This window comes from Burkholderia semiarida (assembly GCF_029268935.1).
GTDB lineage: Bacteria > Pseudomonadota > Gammaproteobacteria > Burkholderiales > Burkholderiaceae > Burkholderia > Burkholderia semiarida.
Genome location: NZ_JAHLCL010000005.1, coordinates 652,085 through 669,421 on the forward strand (window position 1 = coordinate 652,085; position 17,337 = coordinate 669,421).

Consider the following 17,337-nt stretch of genomic DNA (forward strand, 5'->3'; position numbering starts at 1 on the left):
ATGCTTGCTGCCGCTCCGTACGAATCAATCGCCGTCGCCACCCGCCCGGCGCGCGCCGATGCGAGGTCAATTCCGGTAAAAATTGACCGGCCGAACAAAAAGTTACCGTTCGTTTCAAAGATGCCCAGATAGTGAGTTGCCGTCCGGCTATTCTTCCGTCACCCACAATAACGATCCCATCTGGGGGTGACATATGAACACCATCATCAAGAGCGCCCTGTGCGCCGCCTTCGTGCCGTTCGTACTCGCTGGTTGCGGCGGCGGCGACGACGGCGGCGGCACGCAAACCGGTACGCTGCACGTCGCGATGACGGACGCGCCTTCCTGCGGCTTCGACCATGTGTACGTCACCGTCTCGCAGGTCCGCGTCAACGCCAACGCGAATGCCTCCGACAACGATGCCGGCTGGTCGACCGTTTCCCTCGCGACGCCGCAGAAGATCGACCTGCTGTCGCTGACCAACGGCGTGCTCGCCGATCTGGGCCAGACCGCGCTGCCCGCCGGCCAGTATCAGCAAGTCCGGCTGGTGCTCGCGCAGAATCAAGGCAACAACCTCGCGAACTCGGTCGTCCCGACCGGCGGCTCGGAACAGGCGCTCGCCACGCCGAGCGCGACGCAAAGCGGCTACAAGATCATCCAGCCGTTCACGGTCCAGCCCAACACGCTCGTCGATCTCGTGCTCGACTTCAATGCGTGCAAGTCGATCGTCCAGCGCGGCAACGGCTCGTATGCGCTGAAGCCGGTCGTCACCGCGATCCCGACCGTCGTGAGCGGCGCGATCGCCGGTTACGTCGCATCGGCCGAAGCCGGCTCGACCGTCTATGCCGAACAGGGCGGCAAGGTCGTTCGCGGCACGGTGGCCGACAGTTCCGGGAAGTTCGTGCTGTCGCCGCTGATCCAGAGCTCGACGCAGGGCAACTACGACGTCGTGATCGTGAAGAACAACTTCGCGTCGGGTATCGTCCGCTCGGTGCCGGTGGTGGTGAACACGACCACGGCGGTGTCGGCGTCGACCGCACCGATCACGCTGCCTGCGTCGACGATGAGCACCGTCAGCGGTACGGTCACGACCAGCGCGAACGCCTTCGTGCGCGCGCTGCAGACGATCGATGCGAACGCGTACGAGATCACGTCGATCAACGCGAACATGGACACCGGCGCCTATTCGCTGTCCGTGCCCACTGCCGCGCCGATCGTCGGCACCTACTCGGGTTCGCTGCCGGTCGCGCTGGCCGCGGCGCCGGCCGCCGCAGGCCAATACACGATCGAGGCCGACGCGGCATCGGGGGCGACCCAATCGGCAAACGTCAACGCAACGACCAGTCAGTCCAACGTCAACTTCAGCTTCTGACGCGCTGACGGCATCATCGAAAGGGCCGAACGGCCCTTTCCTTCCAACGGGAGAACGAAGTGAAAAAAGGGATGATCGCGTTGCTCGTAGCGGCGAGCATGGTGGGCGCGCTCGGCGGGTGCGTCGCCTATGTTCCTGGCGCACCGGTCGTGGTCGCGCCGCAAGGCGGGCCGGGGAATGGATTCTGTCCGCCGGGACAGGCCAAGAAAGGCAATTGTTGATGTAAAGCCCGCGGCAGCCGCGGGCTTTTTTTCATCCATCGAGCCAGCCGGCGCCCATGCCCGACGGCTCGGCGAATCCCCGTTCCCCGCCGCGTCACTCCGCCATCTTCGGCGGCCACGCATGGCCTTCGGCCTGACAATGCCCGCACCACGCATACAGCGCGTCGTACATGACGAGACCGTGTTCCAGCATCGCGTGATCGTCGGGAAACATGTCCGACAGTCCGAGCGAAATCGCATGAAGCCCGCCCGACTGCGGCGTCAGGTCGAGCCGCGACGTATCCGCGCCGCGGATGATGCAGGCCATGTGCTGCAACGCCTGATCGTCGGCCAGACCGTACTTGTCGAGAAACGCGTCGAAGCTGCATTGCTCGCCGACGTGCGTCAATTCCACGCCGGGAATGTCGTACGGGATCGCGCCGGTCTCGCCGGCGATGCGCAGCACATCGCCCGGCGCAACATAGAGAAATTCGGGCGTCTCGTCGATAAAACGGGCAATGAGCCAGGGACACGCTATCCGGTCGATTTTCGGACGTTGGCGAGTAATCCATTGCATGGCGGCCTCCACGGTCAGCGATGCAACAGCGGATACACGATCAGGCCCATCACGGCGGCTCCGCCGACGACCATCGGCTCCGACAGCTTCTTGAACCTGACCAGCAGCACGATCGTCGCGAGCGCCACCAATGCGGTCGGCACGTCGACGATCGAGCGTCGGGCCAGCACGATCACCGACCCCGTGATCGCGCCGACGGCCGCGGCCGTCACGCCGTCGACGAACGCCAGGATCGCCGGCAGCCTGCCGTATTTCTTGAAGTACGGGGCCGGCAATACCGTGAACAGATAGCACGGCAGGAACGTACCCGCCGCCGCCACGCACGCGCCGGGCAACCCCGCCACCAGATAGCCGATGAAGCCGACCGTGATGACGACCGGGCCCGGCGTGATCATCGCGACCGCCACGGCGTCGACGAACTGCTTCTCGCTGAGCCAATGGTGCTCGGTGACCACGCCCCCATAAAGGAACGGCACGATCGCGAGCCCCGAGCCGAACACGAACGCGCCGGCCTTCGCGAAGAAGACGGCCAGTTGCACGAGCTGCGGCCAGTCGACGATACCGAGCCATGCGCCCGTGGCGGAAACGGGCCACGCCACGACCGCATCGACGCGCCGCTGGCGTAACCACCGGGGCGGCGCGCGCGTGAGCCAGACGAGCACACCCGCCGCGAGAAACAGCCACGCCACTTCCGATTCGGTGATCACCGTCACGGCCACCAGCGCGAGATAGATCGCCCACAGCAGCGTGTCGCGGCCGATGCTTTTCGCGGTCAGCTTGCGCGCGCTGATCGCGATGATGCCGATCACCGCCGCGCCGACGCCGTAGAACACCGACTGCATCCACGTCAGGCCGCCGAATCGCGTGTACGCGTAGCCGAGCAGCACCACCATCACAAACGACGGCAGCACGAACGCGATCCCGACCATCGTGGCGCCGACGATGCGGTAATGCACGTAGCCGAGATAGATCGCCAGTTGCGCGGCGAGCGGGCCGGGGGCGAGTTGCGCGAGCGCCAGGCCTTCCTTGTAGTCCGCGTCCGCGATCCATCGGCGCGTATCCACGAGATCCCGATGCATGTAGCCCGCGAGCGCGACCGGCCCGCCGAACCCCGTCGCGCCGAGCCGCGCGAAGTACCCGATCATTTGCCACAGCGTATAGGCCGGGCGGTCCCGGTGTGTATTCATGTTGGCGCGAGCAGCATGGTCAGGGTTGGCGGTTGCCGCGGAAATGCACGTACAACGAATCGAGTACGGTGCCGATCTCCGTCAGCAATGCGTCATCGTCGGCGACGCGCTTTCGGGCGCCGGCGAGAATGGCCTCGAATCCGCCGGCTTCCGGCACGGTGGCGCCGCCCACATCCAGCGCATGCACCATGGCGCCCAGCCGGGCGAGTCCGTCGTTGTCGCCCAGCCCGAAGCTGGCGACCAGCACCTCGAACGACACGCGATCGCCCACATGCGTGAACGGCGCGCCGTCGAAGTCGAAGCCGAGCGCGTCGGCCGGGCAATCGGCGAGGTTGTCCAGCCACACGAAGCGGGCATGAGGATCGATGAAACGCTGAATCAGCCACGCGCTGGCGACGCGATCGACCCACAGGTGACGGCGCGTCGCCCACAACCTGCCCTGATACTGCGCACGGTCGCGACGCGGAATGCCGCGCTGCGCGGCATGCGGCTCGCCGGGCGAGCGCAACGCTTCGACCGCGGCGGTGAAATCCCGCCATTGCGCCTGCGCGCGCAGCGAAGTTTCGCCGGGAAAGAAATCGATGCTTCGAATCGCCTCGTAGTTGCGAGCATGGCGGCGTTGCAGGCGGTTGAGCTCGGCGACCGCCAGATCGGGCAGCGTGCTGCGGGCCGCCGAAAGCTCGGCGAGCCAGCCTGCGTAATCGCCCGCGCGATCGAACAGCGACTGGTACGCGTCTTCGTCGGCAGGATCGTCCGCCCGGACATCCAGCAACCACGCCTGCCCTTCGCCGTTGCGCGCCTCGTCGGCGAGCTCACGCAGTTGCGCCGCCTGCTCGGCATGCGCAGGCAACAGATAGGCGCCGTCCCGCAGTGCACCACAGCCGAGCGCCTTGACGGTACGCCAGATGCGCATGCGGGCAGTCGCGCCGGAGGTCGGCAGACTGACGATCAACAGGAGCCAGGAAGTCGGGACGGCATTCATGACGGCAGCATAAGTGGCCGTCACGAACACTGCAATTCGGTAGATATCGCTACACCATTTCGACGGCACGCAGCCATGCTCGACGCGTGGAACAGGAAGGTAAAAACAACGACCGTCAACCGCGCCCGGGCCGCCTCGTCGCCGGCCGCGCAACCCGATGCGGGCCCGATATGCGGTCGACGCCGCGGCACATCGTGACGATATCCTGCGAATCGGGCGGTTCTGCGCATAAACTGAAAGCACGCCACGGCAGGCTGCCGTCGAGCGACCGAACGCTTTTCCCCGACACCGCGCAGACTGCAACTGAACGGCAAACGCAGGCCCGCACATGAAACCGCCCCATGAAAATTGATCCCAGCGTCATTCCTCACTATCTCGTCCTGCGTGCGGGCTGCCCCCCTTATGTGCTGAATTCGGATCGTCAGGTGCTCCGCCGCCAGGCGAGTCGGCTCTTGCTGGCATTCGCGCGAACGCGTGGAGCGATCGCACATGTCGACGGCATCGCCTGGAACGTCTTCTCCGACAGCGAGGGGCTCACGATAGTCGAGCGTCGCGAGACCGGGTTCTTTTCGTTGGTCGCGGGAAACGAGACCGAACGTCAGTTGCATTTGCTGACGACCCTCTGACGTCGTCGCCGGGACGACGTATCGCACGGGCGACAGGCGTGCCGGCAAGGGACCGATCGCGACCCAGGCGTCACGCGTTCCGCCCCTGCCGATAGCGCTTGACACGTTTCGTGCCGACGCGTACTGTCGGCCGCGGAAGTATTCAAGAAGCGCGATTGCTGCTCATCATCGACCGCAGCCTGCGGTATTCGTTGTCCTCTCCCTCCTTGATTCCTTTTCCTCGTCCATACGAGGCATATGCGCTCGTTCATTTTCAGGAGATCCAACATGGATACCGGTACCGTCAAGTGGTTCAACGACAGCAAGGGCTTCGGCTTCATCACCCCCGACAACGGCAGCGACGATCTGTTCGCCCACTTCTCGGAGATCCGCGGCGATGGCTTCAAGACCCTCGCGGAAGGCCAGAAGGTCAGCTTCGAAACGAAGACGGGCCCCAAAGGGCTGCAGGCGTCGAACATCACCCCGCTGTAATCGCTGAACCGTCAGCCCCTGTTCGCGAAGCGGCACATCGCTGCCGCTTCACGTGCTGCGCCCTCCGTCGCAGTCAACGCGACTCGACGCAGGCACGCTCATCCGCTTCGCATCCGGCCGTCGGCCCGTGCGTATGCCGACACCCGACCCTCACTCGCCGCGCCGCACGGCCGACCGCGCGCGAGAGAGCGGCGCACGTCATGCTTACCGAACCGCGCAAGCGGTGCAGCAGGAGAACCCGCATGACCCGAAACCAGCCTCGCCGCAACAAGGCGCCTCCGCGTGCCAGCCAGGCCATCACTTTGCCGAAGCTGGGCACCGCATTGAACTGGGTGCCGCCCAAACCGCCCGCGGTCACGAAATCGCCCGCGAAGAAACGCCCGCCTGCTCCACAATAACCCGCCTGAAACCGGGCGACGTCCTCGACGAAGTGCGTGCGCCAATCCGGAATAAATTGGACGTTCGACGAAGGATGCGCGTATGATGGACTCATCCGAACGATCGGCCGCCCTCCGACGTTCGCCCCTCCACCCGCCCGCTTGCTGCATCGCCCCTCCTTCGCGCTGCAACGTTGTCCCCTTCACCCACCGGCCCGCCCTGCAATGGGAATACTGGCCGAACGTGTTCGCCCATGCGACTCGCCGTGGCCGAACGCCAGGAGTTCGTCATGAGCATGCACGTCTATCGTGGATTCGAGATTTATCCGCTGATTTACCCTCACGTGGCCGCGCCGCATGGCTGCCCGCACAACTACGACGCCGGGTTCGACGCGGCCGTCAAGATTTGCCTGCGCGGCACCACCGATACGCTGACGCAGAGCCAGACCTTCCGATTGCACGACATCTCCCCATTCGACAATGCCGGCGACGCACGTCGTGCGTCGGTGCGCTTTGCCGAGAACATCATCGACGACAATCGGGACAAACAGGGCTTCTTTTCCAGCGCGCGCTGACGCGCGCTCGTCGGCACAACGCAATTTTTCGGTATTTTGGAGGACGAAATGATCATCGACGAACTGCTCGGCTTGATCGAACGGCATGAAGTCACCCGGATCGACACCGTCGTTCCCGCCAGAATCGCCGATTCAGCGATGTGCCACCAACCCGAGCTGCACATGTTCATGGCGGTACGTGCGCTCTCGATCGGAGCAGGATATTCGGAATTCGAATCCGACGAGATAGCCAGCGCCGTCATGACGCGGCTCGGCTAGCTTTCCGTTCCAGCCTTTCCCGACAGGATCTACATGACGACAATTACGCTGAAGCTCAACGAACCGATCGATGTCGCGCTGCGGCGATTCCGGCGCGGCATCGAGAAAACCGGGCTGATTCGCGAATTGCGCGCCCGCACCGGCTACGAGAAGCCCACGACGGAGCGCAAGCGCAAGAAGGCCAGCGCCGTTGCCAGGCAGCGCCTGCGGGCCAAGCGCATGTTGCCGCCCCGAAAAATGTACTAGGAGGACATCGTGTACGACATGCCGGCCGAGGCGCCTCCGTTCTTCCCGCTGACGAAATGCGAAGTCGACTTCGATCAGCAGAACGACATGGTGACACTGCTGCCGAGCTTCTACGCATTCGGGTGCGAGTACACCAGCCGCGGGCTTCTGATCGGGCGTAGCGATGCGTTCAAGCTGATTGCCGCGATCGAGAAGGCGCTCGCCGTTCGGCAGTAATCCGACACCGGCGCACTCGCCAGCACCGACAACCCCAAAAAGGACCATGCGCGGCCGGACCCAGTACGTCGATCTGCTCTACTTCCTCGTTGTCATGCAACTCGTCACCCGCAGGCAGACGCGCGCGTGGCTTTCGCCGTTCCAACTCGCCGAATCGCTGCAGGCGTGGCTGGTCATCCATCGTGCGAAATGCGAGTGGCGCGATCGCGTCTGGATAGGCCACGCTTCGCTTCAGATCGCGAAATCGGCCGGCCCGGCCGACAGCGCCGCACTCGCGCAATCGCTCGCGCATGCCGAACCGGCGCCGGCGCCCGCTTCTCCGGACGCCTCGACGGATCGGGCGGGCCTCCGCATGGCGTGCATCCGTTACCTTCGCGAGCATGTCTGACCTTGATCCCCGTTGACGGGACGACATGCAATCCGGCAACGGCGACCGACAGGCAGGGGTCGATGCGTCAGTGACATGCGAACGCGGTTCGCGTTCGTGCCGACATATCGGGGCGCGACCGATTAAAAAAGTCGCGTGCCGGCTCGGCGTTTCGACGCGGCCACGCCCGCGGCGTGCTACATCGGGCGTCCCGATGATAAGCTCGGCATCGACGCGCTGTCGCGCACCCGTCACCCGACCGACCCCAAGCCTCCCGCGAGTCTGCTCATGCCCATCGCTCCTGCTGTCGTCTCCGCCTTCACCCCCACCGGCAAGCTCCGCGCATCGATCAACCTCGGCAACCCGATCCTCGCGAACCGCGACCCGGCAACGGGCGAACCGTTCGGCGTCTCGATCGACCTCGCCCGTGCATTCGCCGAGCGCCTGTCGGCCGATCTGGAACTCGTGGTGTTCGACGCCGCCGGCAAATCGGTGCAGGCGCTGACCGACGAGCGCGCCGATTTCGGCTTCTTCGCGATCGATCCGCTGCGCGGCGAAACCGTTGCGTTCACCGCACCGTACGTGCTGATCGAAGGTTTCTATCTCGTGCCCGACGCGTCGCCGATCCGCACCCATGCGGACGTCGACCAGCCGCACAACCGCGTGGCCGTCGGCAACGGGAGCGCATACGACCTGTTCCTCACCCGCGAACTGAAAGCCGCGCGGATCGTGCGCGCGCCGACGTCGCAAGCGGTCGTGTCGACGTTCGTCGAGCAAAAGCTGGAAGTGGCGGCCGGCGTGAAGCAGCAGCTCGAAGCCGACGCCGCGAAAACGCCGGGCCTGCGCCTGCTCGACGAGCGCTTCATGGTGATCCGGCAGGCGATGGGCGTGCCGAAGAGCCGCGGTGACGCGGCGGCCGCGGTGCTGAACGCGTTCGTCGAGGAGATGAAGGCGTCGGGCTTCGTCGCCGATTCGCTGCGCCGGCACGGCATCACGGGCGCATCGGTCGCGCCGGCTGGCTGATCGACAGCCGCGCAGCGACATGCCGAACGCGCCCACCCGTTGACCGCCGAGGCCGTCCGGCTCGCGGCTCGGGCATGCGATTTCAGCACGCGCCGGCTCGGTCCTCGCGCGCATGACGCGTACGGAATCGCGGCAACGCAGCATCGCCGGGCACAGGACACGCGCAAATGGCGAAGCGGCGCCGGACGTCGCGACCCCGCGACCGCCGAATGGGGCAATGTGCTGCTCCGCACCAACCCGTTGCGGATCGCGCCGGCTTCGGGCACGAAGCGCCACCGGCGCAATCGCCGAGCCCGATCGGCCTCGTCCCCGCGCTAGCGCAAACCCGGACCCGGTTGCACTGTTCATCGTCATTCTGGTCCTGTATCGTCCTTCCATCCCCGATTGCGAAACCGGTGCATGGGAGGCTCTCGATGCGAAAAAAGAATGCTGCAGCCGTCTGGATCCTGATCGCGATGCTGGCAGGCATCGCAATCGGCTACATGGTCTTCACGAGCTTTCCCGACAAAAAGGCCGCGACCGAAATCGCCGGCTACATCTCGCTCGTCTCCGACGTGTTCCTGCGGCTGATCAAGATGGTGATCGGGCCGCTGGTGTTCTCGACGCTGGTCGTCGGCATCGCGCACATGGGCGACGCGGCCTCGGTCGGGCGCGTGTTCGCGAAAGCGTTCGGCTGGTTCATCACCGCGTCGCTGGTCTCGCTGCTGCTCGGGCTGCTGATGGCGAACCTGCTGCGGCCCGGCGACAACCTCGGCCTGCCGCTGCCGGACATCGGCGCATCGGCGAACCTCGCGACCTCCAAGTTCACGTTGAAGGATTTCGTCGGCCACATGGTGCCGAAGTCGATCGCCGAGGCGATGGCGAACAACGAAATCCTGCAGATCGTCGTGTTCTCGATGTTCTTCGGCGTGGCGCTCGCCGCGCTCGGCGAACGCGGCAAGATCCTCGTGGCCGCGATCGATCAACTGTCGCACGTGATGCTGAAAATCACCGGCTACGTGATGAAGCTCGCGCCGCTCGCCGTATTGGCCGCGATGGCCGCGACCGTCGCGGTGAACGGGCTGTCGGTGCTGCTGAAGTTCGCGGTGTTCATGGGCGATTTCTATCTGAGCCTGTTCCTGCTCTGGGCATTGCTCGTCTGCGCCGGGTTGCTGTTTCTCGGCCCGCGCGTGTTCAAGCTGCTGGTGCTGATCAAGGAAGCGTTCATGCTGTCGTTCGCGACGGCGAGCTCCGAAGCCGCGTATCCGAAGATCCTCGATGCGCTCGACCGCTTCGGCGTGAAGCGCAAGATCTCGAGCTTCGTGATGCCGATGGGTTATTCGTTCAACCTCGACGGCTCGATGATGTACTGCACGTTCGCGTCGCTGTTCATCGCGCAGGCGTACAACGTCCATCTGTCGCTCGGCACGCAGATCACGATGCTGCTCGTGCTGATGCTCACGTCGAAGGGAATGGCCGGCGTGCCGCGCGCGTCGCTCGTCGTGATCGCCGCGACGCTGCACCAGTTCGGGCTGCCGGAAGCCGGGCTACTGCTGATCCTCGGCGTCGACACGTTCCTCGACATGGGCCGCTCGGCCACGAACGCGGTCGGCAACTCGATCGCGAGCGCGGTAGTCGCGAAATGGGAAGGACAACTGATGTCGGAGGCGGAAGCCGAGGCCAACGCGGCGCGCATCGAAGCGGAACAGGAAGCGACGATCGCACATCCGACGGAAGTCTGACGGAGGCCCGCCGATGAAGATGCAGCGATTCCGGCTTGCGCTCGCGCTCGCGAGCCTGCTCGCCGCCAGCGCGTCCGCGCGCGCGGACGATCTGCCCTCCCCGCCGCCGCGCGTCGAGCCGTTCGCGCCGGCGCAACTGACCGGTACGCTCGCGAAGGTGCGCGGCACCGGCACGATCGCGCTCGGCTATCGCGACGCGTCGATACCGTTCTCGTACCTGAATGCGCGCCGCCAGCCGATCGGCTATTCGATCGAGCTGTGCAAGGCGCTCGTGTCGTCGATCGAGGATGCGGTCAACAAGAGCCTGACGATCCGCTGGGTGCCCGTCACGTCGGACAACCGCATCGACGCGGTGGTCAACGGCCAGGTCGATCTCGAATGCGGCTCCACGACGAGCAACCTCGAGCGCCAGAAGCGCGTGGCGTTCTCGCCGATCATCTTCGTGGCCGGCACGAAGGTGATGGTGAAGCGCGGCGCGCCGATCCGCTCGTTCCGCGATCTCGCGGGCAAGAAAGTCGCGGTGACGGCCGGCACGACCAACGAGAAAGCGTTGCGCGACCTGGACCAGCGGTTCAGGCTCGGGATCCAGCTGCAGGTGGTACCGGACCATGCGCAAGGCTTCGCGCTCGTCGCGAACGGCGGCGCCGACGCGTTCGCGACGGACGACGTGCTGCTGTACGGCCTGATTGCCGAGAATGCGGGCAAGGGCGGCCAGTACGACGTGGTGGGCGATTACCTGTCGTACGACCCGTACGGCATCATGTTCCGCAAGGACGATCCGCAGCTCGCGCAGGTCGTGAAGAACACCTTCGTGGAACTGGCCGCCGACGGCGAGATCGCACGCCAGTACAAGCGCTGGTTCCTGCGCCCGCTTCCGTCGGGCCTGAGTCTCAACCTGCCGATGAGCCCGCAACTGGAAACCATCATCGAGACGATCGGCATCAAGGGCGAATGAGCGCGGCGGCAGGCCGATCGCATGGGCGCATGGGCAAGCGGCCCCGGTATCTCGCCTGACACCGGGGCCGCTTGCGACAAGCACCGCGTCTAACCGACGCGCGCTTCGCCTTGCCGCTCGGTTTCGCCGTCGGGCGATGCCGTTCGCGCCAGTACGGGCTTCAATGCCCGCCCCGTATGGCTCGCACTCACCTTCGCGAGCGCTTCCGGCGGTGCCGCCGCGACGATCGTGCCGCCGCCCACGCCGCCTTCCGGCCCGAGATCGATGATCCAGTCGGCTTCCGCGATCACGTCGAGATCGTGCTCGATCACGACGACGCTATGCCCCGCATCGACGAGCCGGTGCAGCACGCGAATCAGCTTCGCGACGTCGGCCATGTGCAGGCCGACCGTCGGCTCGTCGAGCACGTACAGCGTGTGCGGCGCCTTCTGGCCGCGCCGCGTGATGTCGTCGCGCACCTTCGTCAGCTCGGTGACGAGCTTGATGCGCTGCGCCTCGCCGCCGGACAGCGTCGGCGACGGCTGGCCGAGCGTCAGGTAGCCGAGCCCGACGTCCTTCATCAACTGCAGCGGATGCGCGATGTTCGAGATCGGCGCGAAGAATTCGACCGCCTCGTCGATCTCCATCGTCAACACGTCGCCGATGTTCCGGCCGCGCCACGTGACGGCGAGCGTTTCCGGATTGAAGCGCTGCCCGTGGCACACGTCGCACGGCACCTTCACGTCGGGCAGGAAGCTCATGCCGATCGTGCGCACGCCTTGCCCTTCGCAGGCCGGGCAGCGCCCGTCGCCGGTGTTGAACGAGAAACGCGACGCCGTATAGCCGCGTGCGCGCGCTTCGAGCGTATCGGCGAACAGCTTGCGGATCGTGTCCCACACGCCGATATAAGTGGCCGGGCACGAGCGCGGCGTCTTGCCGATCGGCGTCTGGTCGACCTCGAGCACGCGATCGATCTGCTCCCAGCCGCTCAGCAACTCGCAGCCCTGCCATGCATGCGTGACGTTCAGCGACGGCCGCGGTGCGCTGCGCGCGAGCACGCTCGAACGGCGGTTCGTGGCCGGTGCGTCCTGTTGCGCCGCCTTGCGCGCACGCCGCGTGGCCGGCGACGACAGCACCGAGCGGCCGACCGCGTCCAGCAGGTTCGTCATCAGCACGTCGCGCGCGAGCGTCGACTTGCCCGAGCCGCTGACGCCCGTCACTGCGACGAGCCGCGCGAGCGGAATGCCGACCGTGACGTCGCGCAGGTTGTGCAGCGTCGCGCCATGCACGGTCAGCCAGGCTTCCGGCACGGCCTCGCCGCCCTTCTTGCCCGGCAGGCTCACGCCGCGGCGCGGCTGCAGCGGGTGCGTCATCGGCTGCGCGAGCAATCGGCCCGTGACCGAATCCGGCTGCGCGGCCAGATCGGCGACCGCGCCCTCGGCGACCAGCGTGCCGCCGCGCTTGCCCGCGCCCGGGCCGATGTCGATGATGTGATCCGCGCGGCGGATCGTGTCCTCGTCATGCTCGACGACGACCAGCGTATTGCCCTTGTCGCCGAGCTTGCGCAATGCGTCGAGCAGGATCTGGTTGTCGCGCGGATGCAGGCCGATCGTCGGCTCGTCGAGCACGTAGCAGACGCCCTGCAGGTTGCTGCCGAGCTGCGCGGCGAGCCGGATGCGCTGCGCTTCGCCGCCCGACAGGCTCGGCGCCGCACGATCGAGGCTCAAGTAGCCGAGCCCGACTTCCTCGAGAAACGCGAGGCGGCTGCCGATCTCGCTGACGATGTCGCGCGCGATCTGCGCATCGCGCCCGGTGAGTTCCAGCGCGTCGATCCAGCGGCGCGTGTCCGATACCGTCCATTGCGCGACCTCGACGATCGGATGCGCGTCGAACGTGACCGCGCGCGCGGACGGGTTCAGCCGCGTGCCGTGGCAATCGGGGCACGGTTCGTTGCCGACGCCTTCCGGTTCCTGCTCGTCCGACGGCAAGGTTTGCTCGCGGCCGCGATCGTCGCCGGCGAGCACCGTGTCGTCGTATGCGGCGCGCTGTTCGCGCGTGAGCGTGACGCCGGTGCCGACGCAGGTCGTGCACCAGCCGTGCTTGCTGTTGTACGAGAACATCCGCGGGTCGAGCTCCGGATAGCTCGTGCCGCATACCGGGCACGCACGCTTGACCGACAGCACCTTGACCGCGCCGACCCGGGCGGTCGAACGATCGTTGCGCATCGCATCGTGCAGCCCGTCGAGCGGCGCGAGCAGGTGCATCACGCCCTTGCCGAGCTCGAGCGTCTCGTCGAGCCTGCGCCGCAACTCGGCTTCGTTGTCCGGCGACACGACGATATCGGCCACCGGCAATTCGATCGTGTGCTCGCGGAAGCGGTCGAGCTTCGGCCACGGGTCGACCGTGACGAACTCGCCGTCGACGCGCAGATGCGTGCTGCCGCGCGCCTTCGCCCACTTCGCGAGATCCGTATACACGCCCTTGCGATTGACGACGAGCGGCGCGAGCAACCCGACGTGTTCGCCGCGATGGTCGCGCAGCAGTTGCGCGGCGATCGATTCGACGGATTGCGACGTGACCGGCGTGCCGTCATGGATGCAGTGTTGCAGCCCGAGCTTCACGTACAGCAGCCGCAGGAAATGCCACACCTCGGACGTGGTCGCGACCGTGCTCTTGCGCCCGCCGCGCGACAGCCGCTGCTCGATCGCGACGGTCGGCGGAATGCCGTACACGGCATCGACCTCGGGGCGGCCGGCCGGCTGCACGATCGAGCGCGCATACGCGTTCAGCGATTCGAGGTAGCGACGCTGGCCCTCGTGGAACAGGATGTCGAACGCGAGCGTCGACTTGCCGGAACCCGACACGCCGGTGATCACGTTGAACTTGCCGTGCGGGATGTCGACGTCGAGCGCCTTCAGGTTGTGCTCGCGCGCATTGACGATGCGCACGACGTCCTCGCCTTCGATCGCCCGGCGCGCGCGCGCCGCGTTCAGCACGGCCTGCAACGGCTTGCCTTCGTCGGCATGCACCGCGCCGGTATGCACCGCGCCGACATCCATCGCGCGGTCGTACTGCAGCAGCGCCACGCCGGTATGCGATTCGGCGCAGGCCTTCACGTCGTCCGGCGTGCCCGCGCACAGCACGAGGCCGCCGCCGTCGCCGCCTTCCGGGCCGAGATCGATCAGCCAGTCGGCCGCGCGGATCACGTCGAGGTTGTGCTCGATCACGATCAGCGAATGGCCGGCCGCGAGCAGCTTGCCGAATGCCTGCATCAGTTTTGCGATGTCGTCGAAGTGCAGCCCGGTGGTCGGCTCGTCGAACATGAACAGTTTCGCGCGTGCGATGCGCGCCTCTTCCGTCGCGACCCGCCGCCCGCCCGCCGCCGCCGCCGACTCGGCGAGGAAGCCGGCGAGCTTCAGGCGCTGCGCCTCGCCGCCCGACAGCGTCGGCACCGGCTGGCCGAGCTTCACGTATTCCAGGCCGACGTCGACGATCGGCTGCAGCACGCGCAGCACCTCGGCATCGGTCGCGAAGAACGCGGCCGCTTCGCTGACGGTCAGGTCGAGCACGTCGGCGATGTTCAGCGCGCGGCCGTCGCGCTCGATTCGCACTTCGAGGATTTCGGCACGGTAGCGGCTGCCGTCGCAATCCGGGCAGCGCAGGTAGACGTCGCTCAGGAACTGCATCTCGATGTGCTCGAAACCCGAGCCGCCGCAGGTCGGGCAACGGCCGTCGCCCGAGTTGAAGCTGAACGTGCCCGCGCCGTAGCCGCGCTGCAACGCGAGCGGCGCCTTCGCGAACAGCTTGCGGATTTCGTCGAACGCGCCGACGTAGCTCGCCGGGTTCGAGCGCGTGGTCTTGCCGATCGGCGACTGGTCGACGAACACGACGTCGCCGACCTGGTCGGCGCCCGTCAGGCTGCGGTACGCACCCGGCGATTCGGTCGCCTTGCCGTGGTGCCGCGCCATCGCCGGATACAGCACGTCCTGCAGCAGCGTGGATTTGCCGGAGCCGGACACACCCGTCACGCACACGAGCCGCTGCAGCGGAATTTCGACCGTGACGTCGCGCAGGTTGTGCTCGGTCGCGCCTTCGAGCACGATGCGCGGCGTGTTCGCGTCGACCGCGCGGCGCGCCCAGTTCGACGCATGCGCGACCTGCTTGCGGCCACCGAGATACTCGCCCGTCAGCGTGTGCGCGGAACGGATGTCGGACGGCGTGCCGTCGTACACGATCGTGCCGCCGCGCTCGCCCGGGCCCGGCCCCATGTCGATCAATCGATCGGCCGCGAGCATCACCGACGGATCGTGCTCGACGACGACCAGCGTGTTGCCCGCGTCGCGCAACCGCTGCATCGCCTCGACGATCCGCGTGAGATCGCGCGGATGCAGCCCGATGCTCGGCTCGTCGAGCACGAACAGGGTTTTCGTGAGCGACGTGCCGAGCGCGGTGGTCAGATTGATCCGCTGCACCTCGCCGCCCGACAGCGTGCGGCTCTGCCGGTCGAGCGTCAGGTAGCCGAGTCCGACGTCGCACAGGTATTTCAGGCGCGTGCGCACTTCGGCGAGCAGCAGCTTCAATGCGTCGTCGAGCAGCGCGCTCGGCAGCACGATTTCGTCGAAGAAGCGCCGGATGCGCTCGATCGGCAGCAGCATCAGATCGTGCACCGTCAGGCCGGGCAGCGCTTCGAGCTGCGCGCGGCTCCATTCGACGCCGCGCGGCATGAAGCGGTCGGCCGGCGCGAGCACGGCGTCGGCATTCTCCTTCGAGCCGAGCCGCCATTGCAGCGATTCCGTCTTCAGGCGCGCGCCACCGCACACGTCGCACGGCGTATAGCTGCGGTATTTCGACAGCAGCACGCGGATGTGCATCTTGTACGCTTTCGATTCGAGGTAGCCGAAGAAGCGCTTCACGCCGTACCACTGGCTCTGCCACTTGCCGTTCCAGTCCGGCGAACCGTTGACGACCCAGTCGCGCTCGGCGTCCGTCAGCTCGGACCACGGCACGTCGCGCCGGATGCCGGCCTTCGCCGCGTAGCGCATGAGGTCGTCCTGGCACTCTTTCCACGCGGGCGTCTGCATCGGCTTGATCGCGCCGCCGCGCAGCGTCTTGCGCGCATCGGGAATCACGAGCCCGAGATCGACGCCGATCACGCGACCGAAGCCGCGGCAGGTTTCGCACGCGCCGTATGCCGAGTTGAACGAGAACAGCGCCGCTTGCGGCTCCGCGTAACGCAGGTCGCTATCGGGATCGTGGAGCCCGGTGGAGAAGCGCCACACCTGCGGCTCGGCCGTCGCGTTTTCCGCGTCCGCCGCCAGCACGTACACGTTCACGCGGCCGCCGCCGCGCTTCAGCGATGCCTCGATCGCCTCGACCACCCGCACCTTGTCGGCCTGCTGCACGCGGAAGCGGTCGGCCACCACGTCGAGCATCTTGCGCGGCCCGGTGGGCGACGCGACTTCGCGCTGCGCCTGCACGCGCGTGTAGCCGCTCGCCGACAGCCACTGCGCGATTTCCTCGTCGGACACCGCTTCCGGCAATTCGACCGGGAACGTGACGACCACGCGCGGATCGTCGGCCTGCGTGCGCGCGACGAGCTCCGCGTAGATCGTCTCCGGCGTGTCGTGCCGTACCTGCCGCGCGGTCTTGCGGTCGAACAGCTCGGCCGCGCGCGCGTACAGCAGCTTCAGGTGGTCGTTCAGCTCGGTCATCGTGCCGACGGTCGAGCGCGAACTGCGGACCGGGTTGGTCTGGTCGATCGCGATCGCGGGCGGCACGCCGTCGACGCGCTCGACCTGCGGGCGATCCATCCGGTCGAGGAACTGCCGCGCGTAGGCACTGAAGGTCTCGACGTAGCGCCGCTGGCCTTCCGCGTACAGCGTGTCGAACACGAGACTCGACTTGCCGGAGCCGGACGGGCCGGTGACGACCGTCATTTCGCCGGTGCGCAGGTCGAGATCGAGATTCTTGAGGTTGTGCTGACGTGCTCCGCGAATGCGGATCAGATTGCTGGATGACAATTTGCCTGCCCGTCTGGATGAGTTAGCCGGAATTCACTGTGCCGCCGCGCCGCGGCGGATGTCGCACGGGCGATGCCCGCGCCGGTCGAGTTCGACGGATACTATACTGTACATTCATACAGGTGCGACCTGAAAGTCGCTATCACAACTGTCTTGCCAATAGCAACCGGACAAGACCTGCTGTTCTGCCAGCAGTAGCCCACTCG

At 66.5% G+C, this 17,337-nt stretch carries 17 protein-coding genes; 12 read left to right on the forward strand and 5 right to left on the reverse strand.

Going from position 1 to position 17,337, the window contains the following annotated elements; all coding sequences use genetic code 11:
- Positions 1 to 193 precede the first annotated feature (193 nt).
- Positions 194 to 1,351 carry a DUF4382 domain-containing protein gene (locus tag KPB06_RS09705; RefSeq protein WP_275905507.1) on the forward strand — a complete coding sequence of 386 codons (1,158 nt, stop codon included), beginning with the start codon at positions 194 to 196 and terminating at the stop codon, positions 1,349 to 1,351.
- On the opposite strand, the gene KPB06_RS09710 is transcribed toward KPB06_RS09705, so the two are convergent.
- From KPB06_RS09710 to KPB06_RS09725, 4 genes are read right to left on the reverse strand one after another with little or no spacing between them, the layout of a single operon-like run.
- The gene (locus KPB06_RS09710) at positions 1,324 to 1,611 is read right to left on the reverse strand and encodes a hypothetical protein (protein ID WP_275905533.1); all 288 of its coding nucleotides are present in this window, start codon (positions 1,609 to 1,611) and stop codon (positions 1,324 to 1,326) included. The genes KPB06_RS09705 and KPB06_RS09710 overlap by 28 nt on opposite strands.
- A gap of 55 nt (positions 1,612 to 1,666) precedes the next feature.
- Positions 1,667 to 2,128 (reverse strand): chromate resistance protein ChrB domain-containing protein, encoded by a 462-nt coding sequence (locus KPB06_RS09715; protein ID WP_124657546.1) that lies wholly within the window; start codon positions 2,126 to 2,128, stop codon positions 1,667 to 1,669.
- A 14-nt stretch (positions 2,129 to 2,142) separates the two neighbouring features.
- Positions 2,143 to 3,315, reverse strand: coding sequence for a chromate transporter (locus KPB06_RS09720; protein ID WP_275905506.1), 1,173 nt, complete (start codon positions 3,313 to 3,315; stop codon positions 2,143 to 2,145).
- A gap of 19 nt (positions 3,316 to 3,334) precedes the next feature.
- A complete protein-coding gene (locus KPB06_RS09725) occupies positions 3,335 to 4,297 on the reverse strand; it encodes a chromate resistance protein ChrB domain-containing protein (protein ID WP_099318569.1) in 963 nt (320 codons plus the stop codon).
- 341 nt (positions 4,298 to 4,638) lie between these two features.
- Here KPB06_RS09725 and KPB06_RS09730 point away from each other — a divergent pair, with 341 nt between their 5' ends.
- From KPB06_RS09730 to KPB06_RS09780, 11 genes are all read left to right on the forward strand, one after another.
- Positions 4,639 to 4,923, forward strand: coding sequence for a hypothetical protein (locus tag KPB06_RS09730; protein WP_059637806.1), 285 nt, complete (start codon positions 4,639 to 4,641; stop codon positions 4,921 to 4,923).
- A gap of 267 nt (positions 4,924 to 5,190) precedes the next feature.
- Positions 5,191 to 5,394 (forward strand): cold-shock protein, encoded by a 204-nt coding sequence (locus KPB06_RS09735; protein WP_059637809.1) that lies wholly within the window; start codon positions 5,191 to 5,193, stop codon positions 5,392 to 5,394.
- A 242-nt stretch (positions 5,395 to 5,636) separates the two neighbouring features.
- The gene (locus KPB06_RS09740; protein ID WP_167351634.1) at positions 5,637 to 5,792 is read left to right on the forward strand and encodes a hypothetical protein; all 156 of its coding nucleotides are present in this window, start codon (positions 5,637 to 5,639) and stop codon (positions 5,790 to 5,792) included.
- A gap of 269 nt (positions 5,793 to 6,061) precedes the next feature.
- Entirely contained in the window at positions 6,062 to 6,346 is a 285-nt protein-coding gene (locus KPB06_RS09745) for a hypothetical protein (RefSeq protein WP_059578002.1), read from the forward strand.
- Positions 6,347 to 6,394: 48 nt separating this feature from the next.
- Positions 6,395 to 6,604, forward strand: coding sequence for a hypothetical protein (locus tag KPB06_RS09750; protein ID WP_059577999.1), 210 nt, complete (start codon positions 6,395 to 6,397; stop codon positions 6,602 to 6,604).
- 33 nt (positions 6,605 to 6,637) lie between these two features.
- Entirely contained in the window at positions 6,638 to 6,850 is a 213-nt protein-coding gene (rpsU, locus tag KPB06_RS09755) for a 30S ribosomal protein S21 (protein WP_059577430.1), read from the forward strand.
- 9 nt (positions 6,851 to 6,859) lie between these two features.
- Positions 6,860 to 7,066, forward strand: a complete 207-nt coding sequence (locus tag KPB06_RS09760) for a hypothetical protein (RefSeq protein WP_104012687.1) — start codon at positions 6,860 to 6,862, stop codon at positions 7,064 to 7,066.
- Between the two features lie 46 nt (positions 7,067 to 7,112).
- Positions 7,113 to 7,454 (forward strand): hypothetical protein, encoded by a 342-nt coding sequence (locus KPB06_RS09765; RefSeq protein ID WP_104012688.1) that lies wholly within the window; start codon positions 7,113 to 7,115, stop codon positions 7,452 to 7,454.
- A gap of 267 nt (positions 7,455 to 7,721) precedes the next feature.
- On the forward strand, positions 7,722 to 8,456 hold the full coding sequence (locus KPB06_RS09770) for an ABC transporter substrate-binding protein (protein WP_060967484.1): 735 nt from the start codon (positions 7,722 to 7,724) through the stop codon (positions 8,454 to 8,456).
- A gap of 413 nt (positions 8,457 to 8,869) precedes the next feature.
- Entirely contained in the window at positions 8,870 to 10,177 is a 1,308-nt protein-coding gene (locus KPB06_RS09775; protein WP_099318572.1) for a dicarboxylate/amino acid:cation symporter, read from the forward strand.
- Positions 10,178 to 10,190: 13 nt separating this feature from the next.
- Positions 10,191 to 11,132 carry an amino acid ABC transporter substrate-binding protein gene (locus tag KPB06_RS09780; protein WP_059577419.1) on the forward strand — a complete coding sequence of 314 codons (942 nt, stop codon included), beginning with the start codon at positions 10,191 to 10,193 and terminating at the stop codon, positions 11,130 to 11,132.
- An 89-nt stretch (positions 11,133 to 11,221) separates the two neighbouring features.
- Here KPB06_RS09780 and uvrA read toward each other — a convergent pair whose 3' ends face one another.
- Positions 11,222 to 17,131, reverse strand: a complete 5,910-nt coding sequence (gene uvrA, locus KPB06_RS09785) for an excinuclease ABC subunit UvrA (RefSeq protein ID WP_275905504.1) — start codon at positions 17,129 to 17,131, stop codon at positions 11,222 to 11,224.
- Positions 17,132 to 17,337 lie beyond the last annotated feature (206 nt).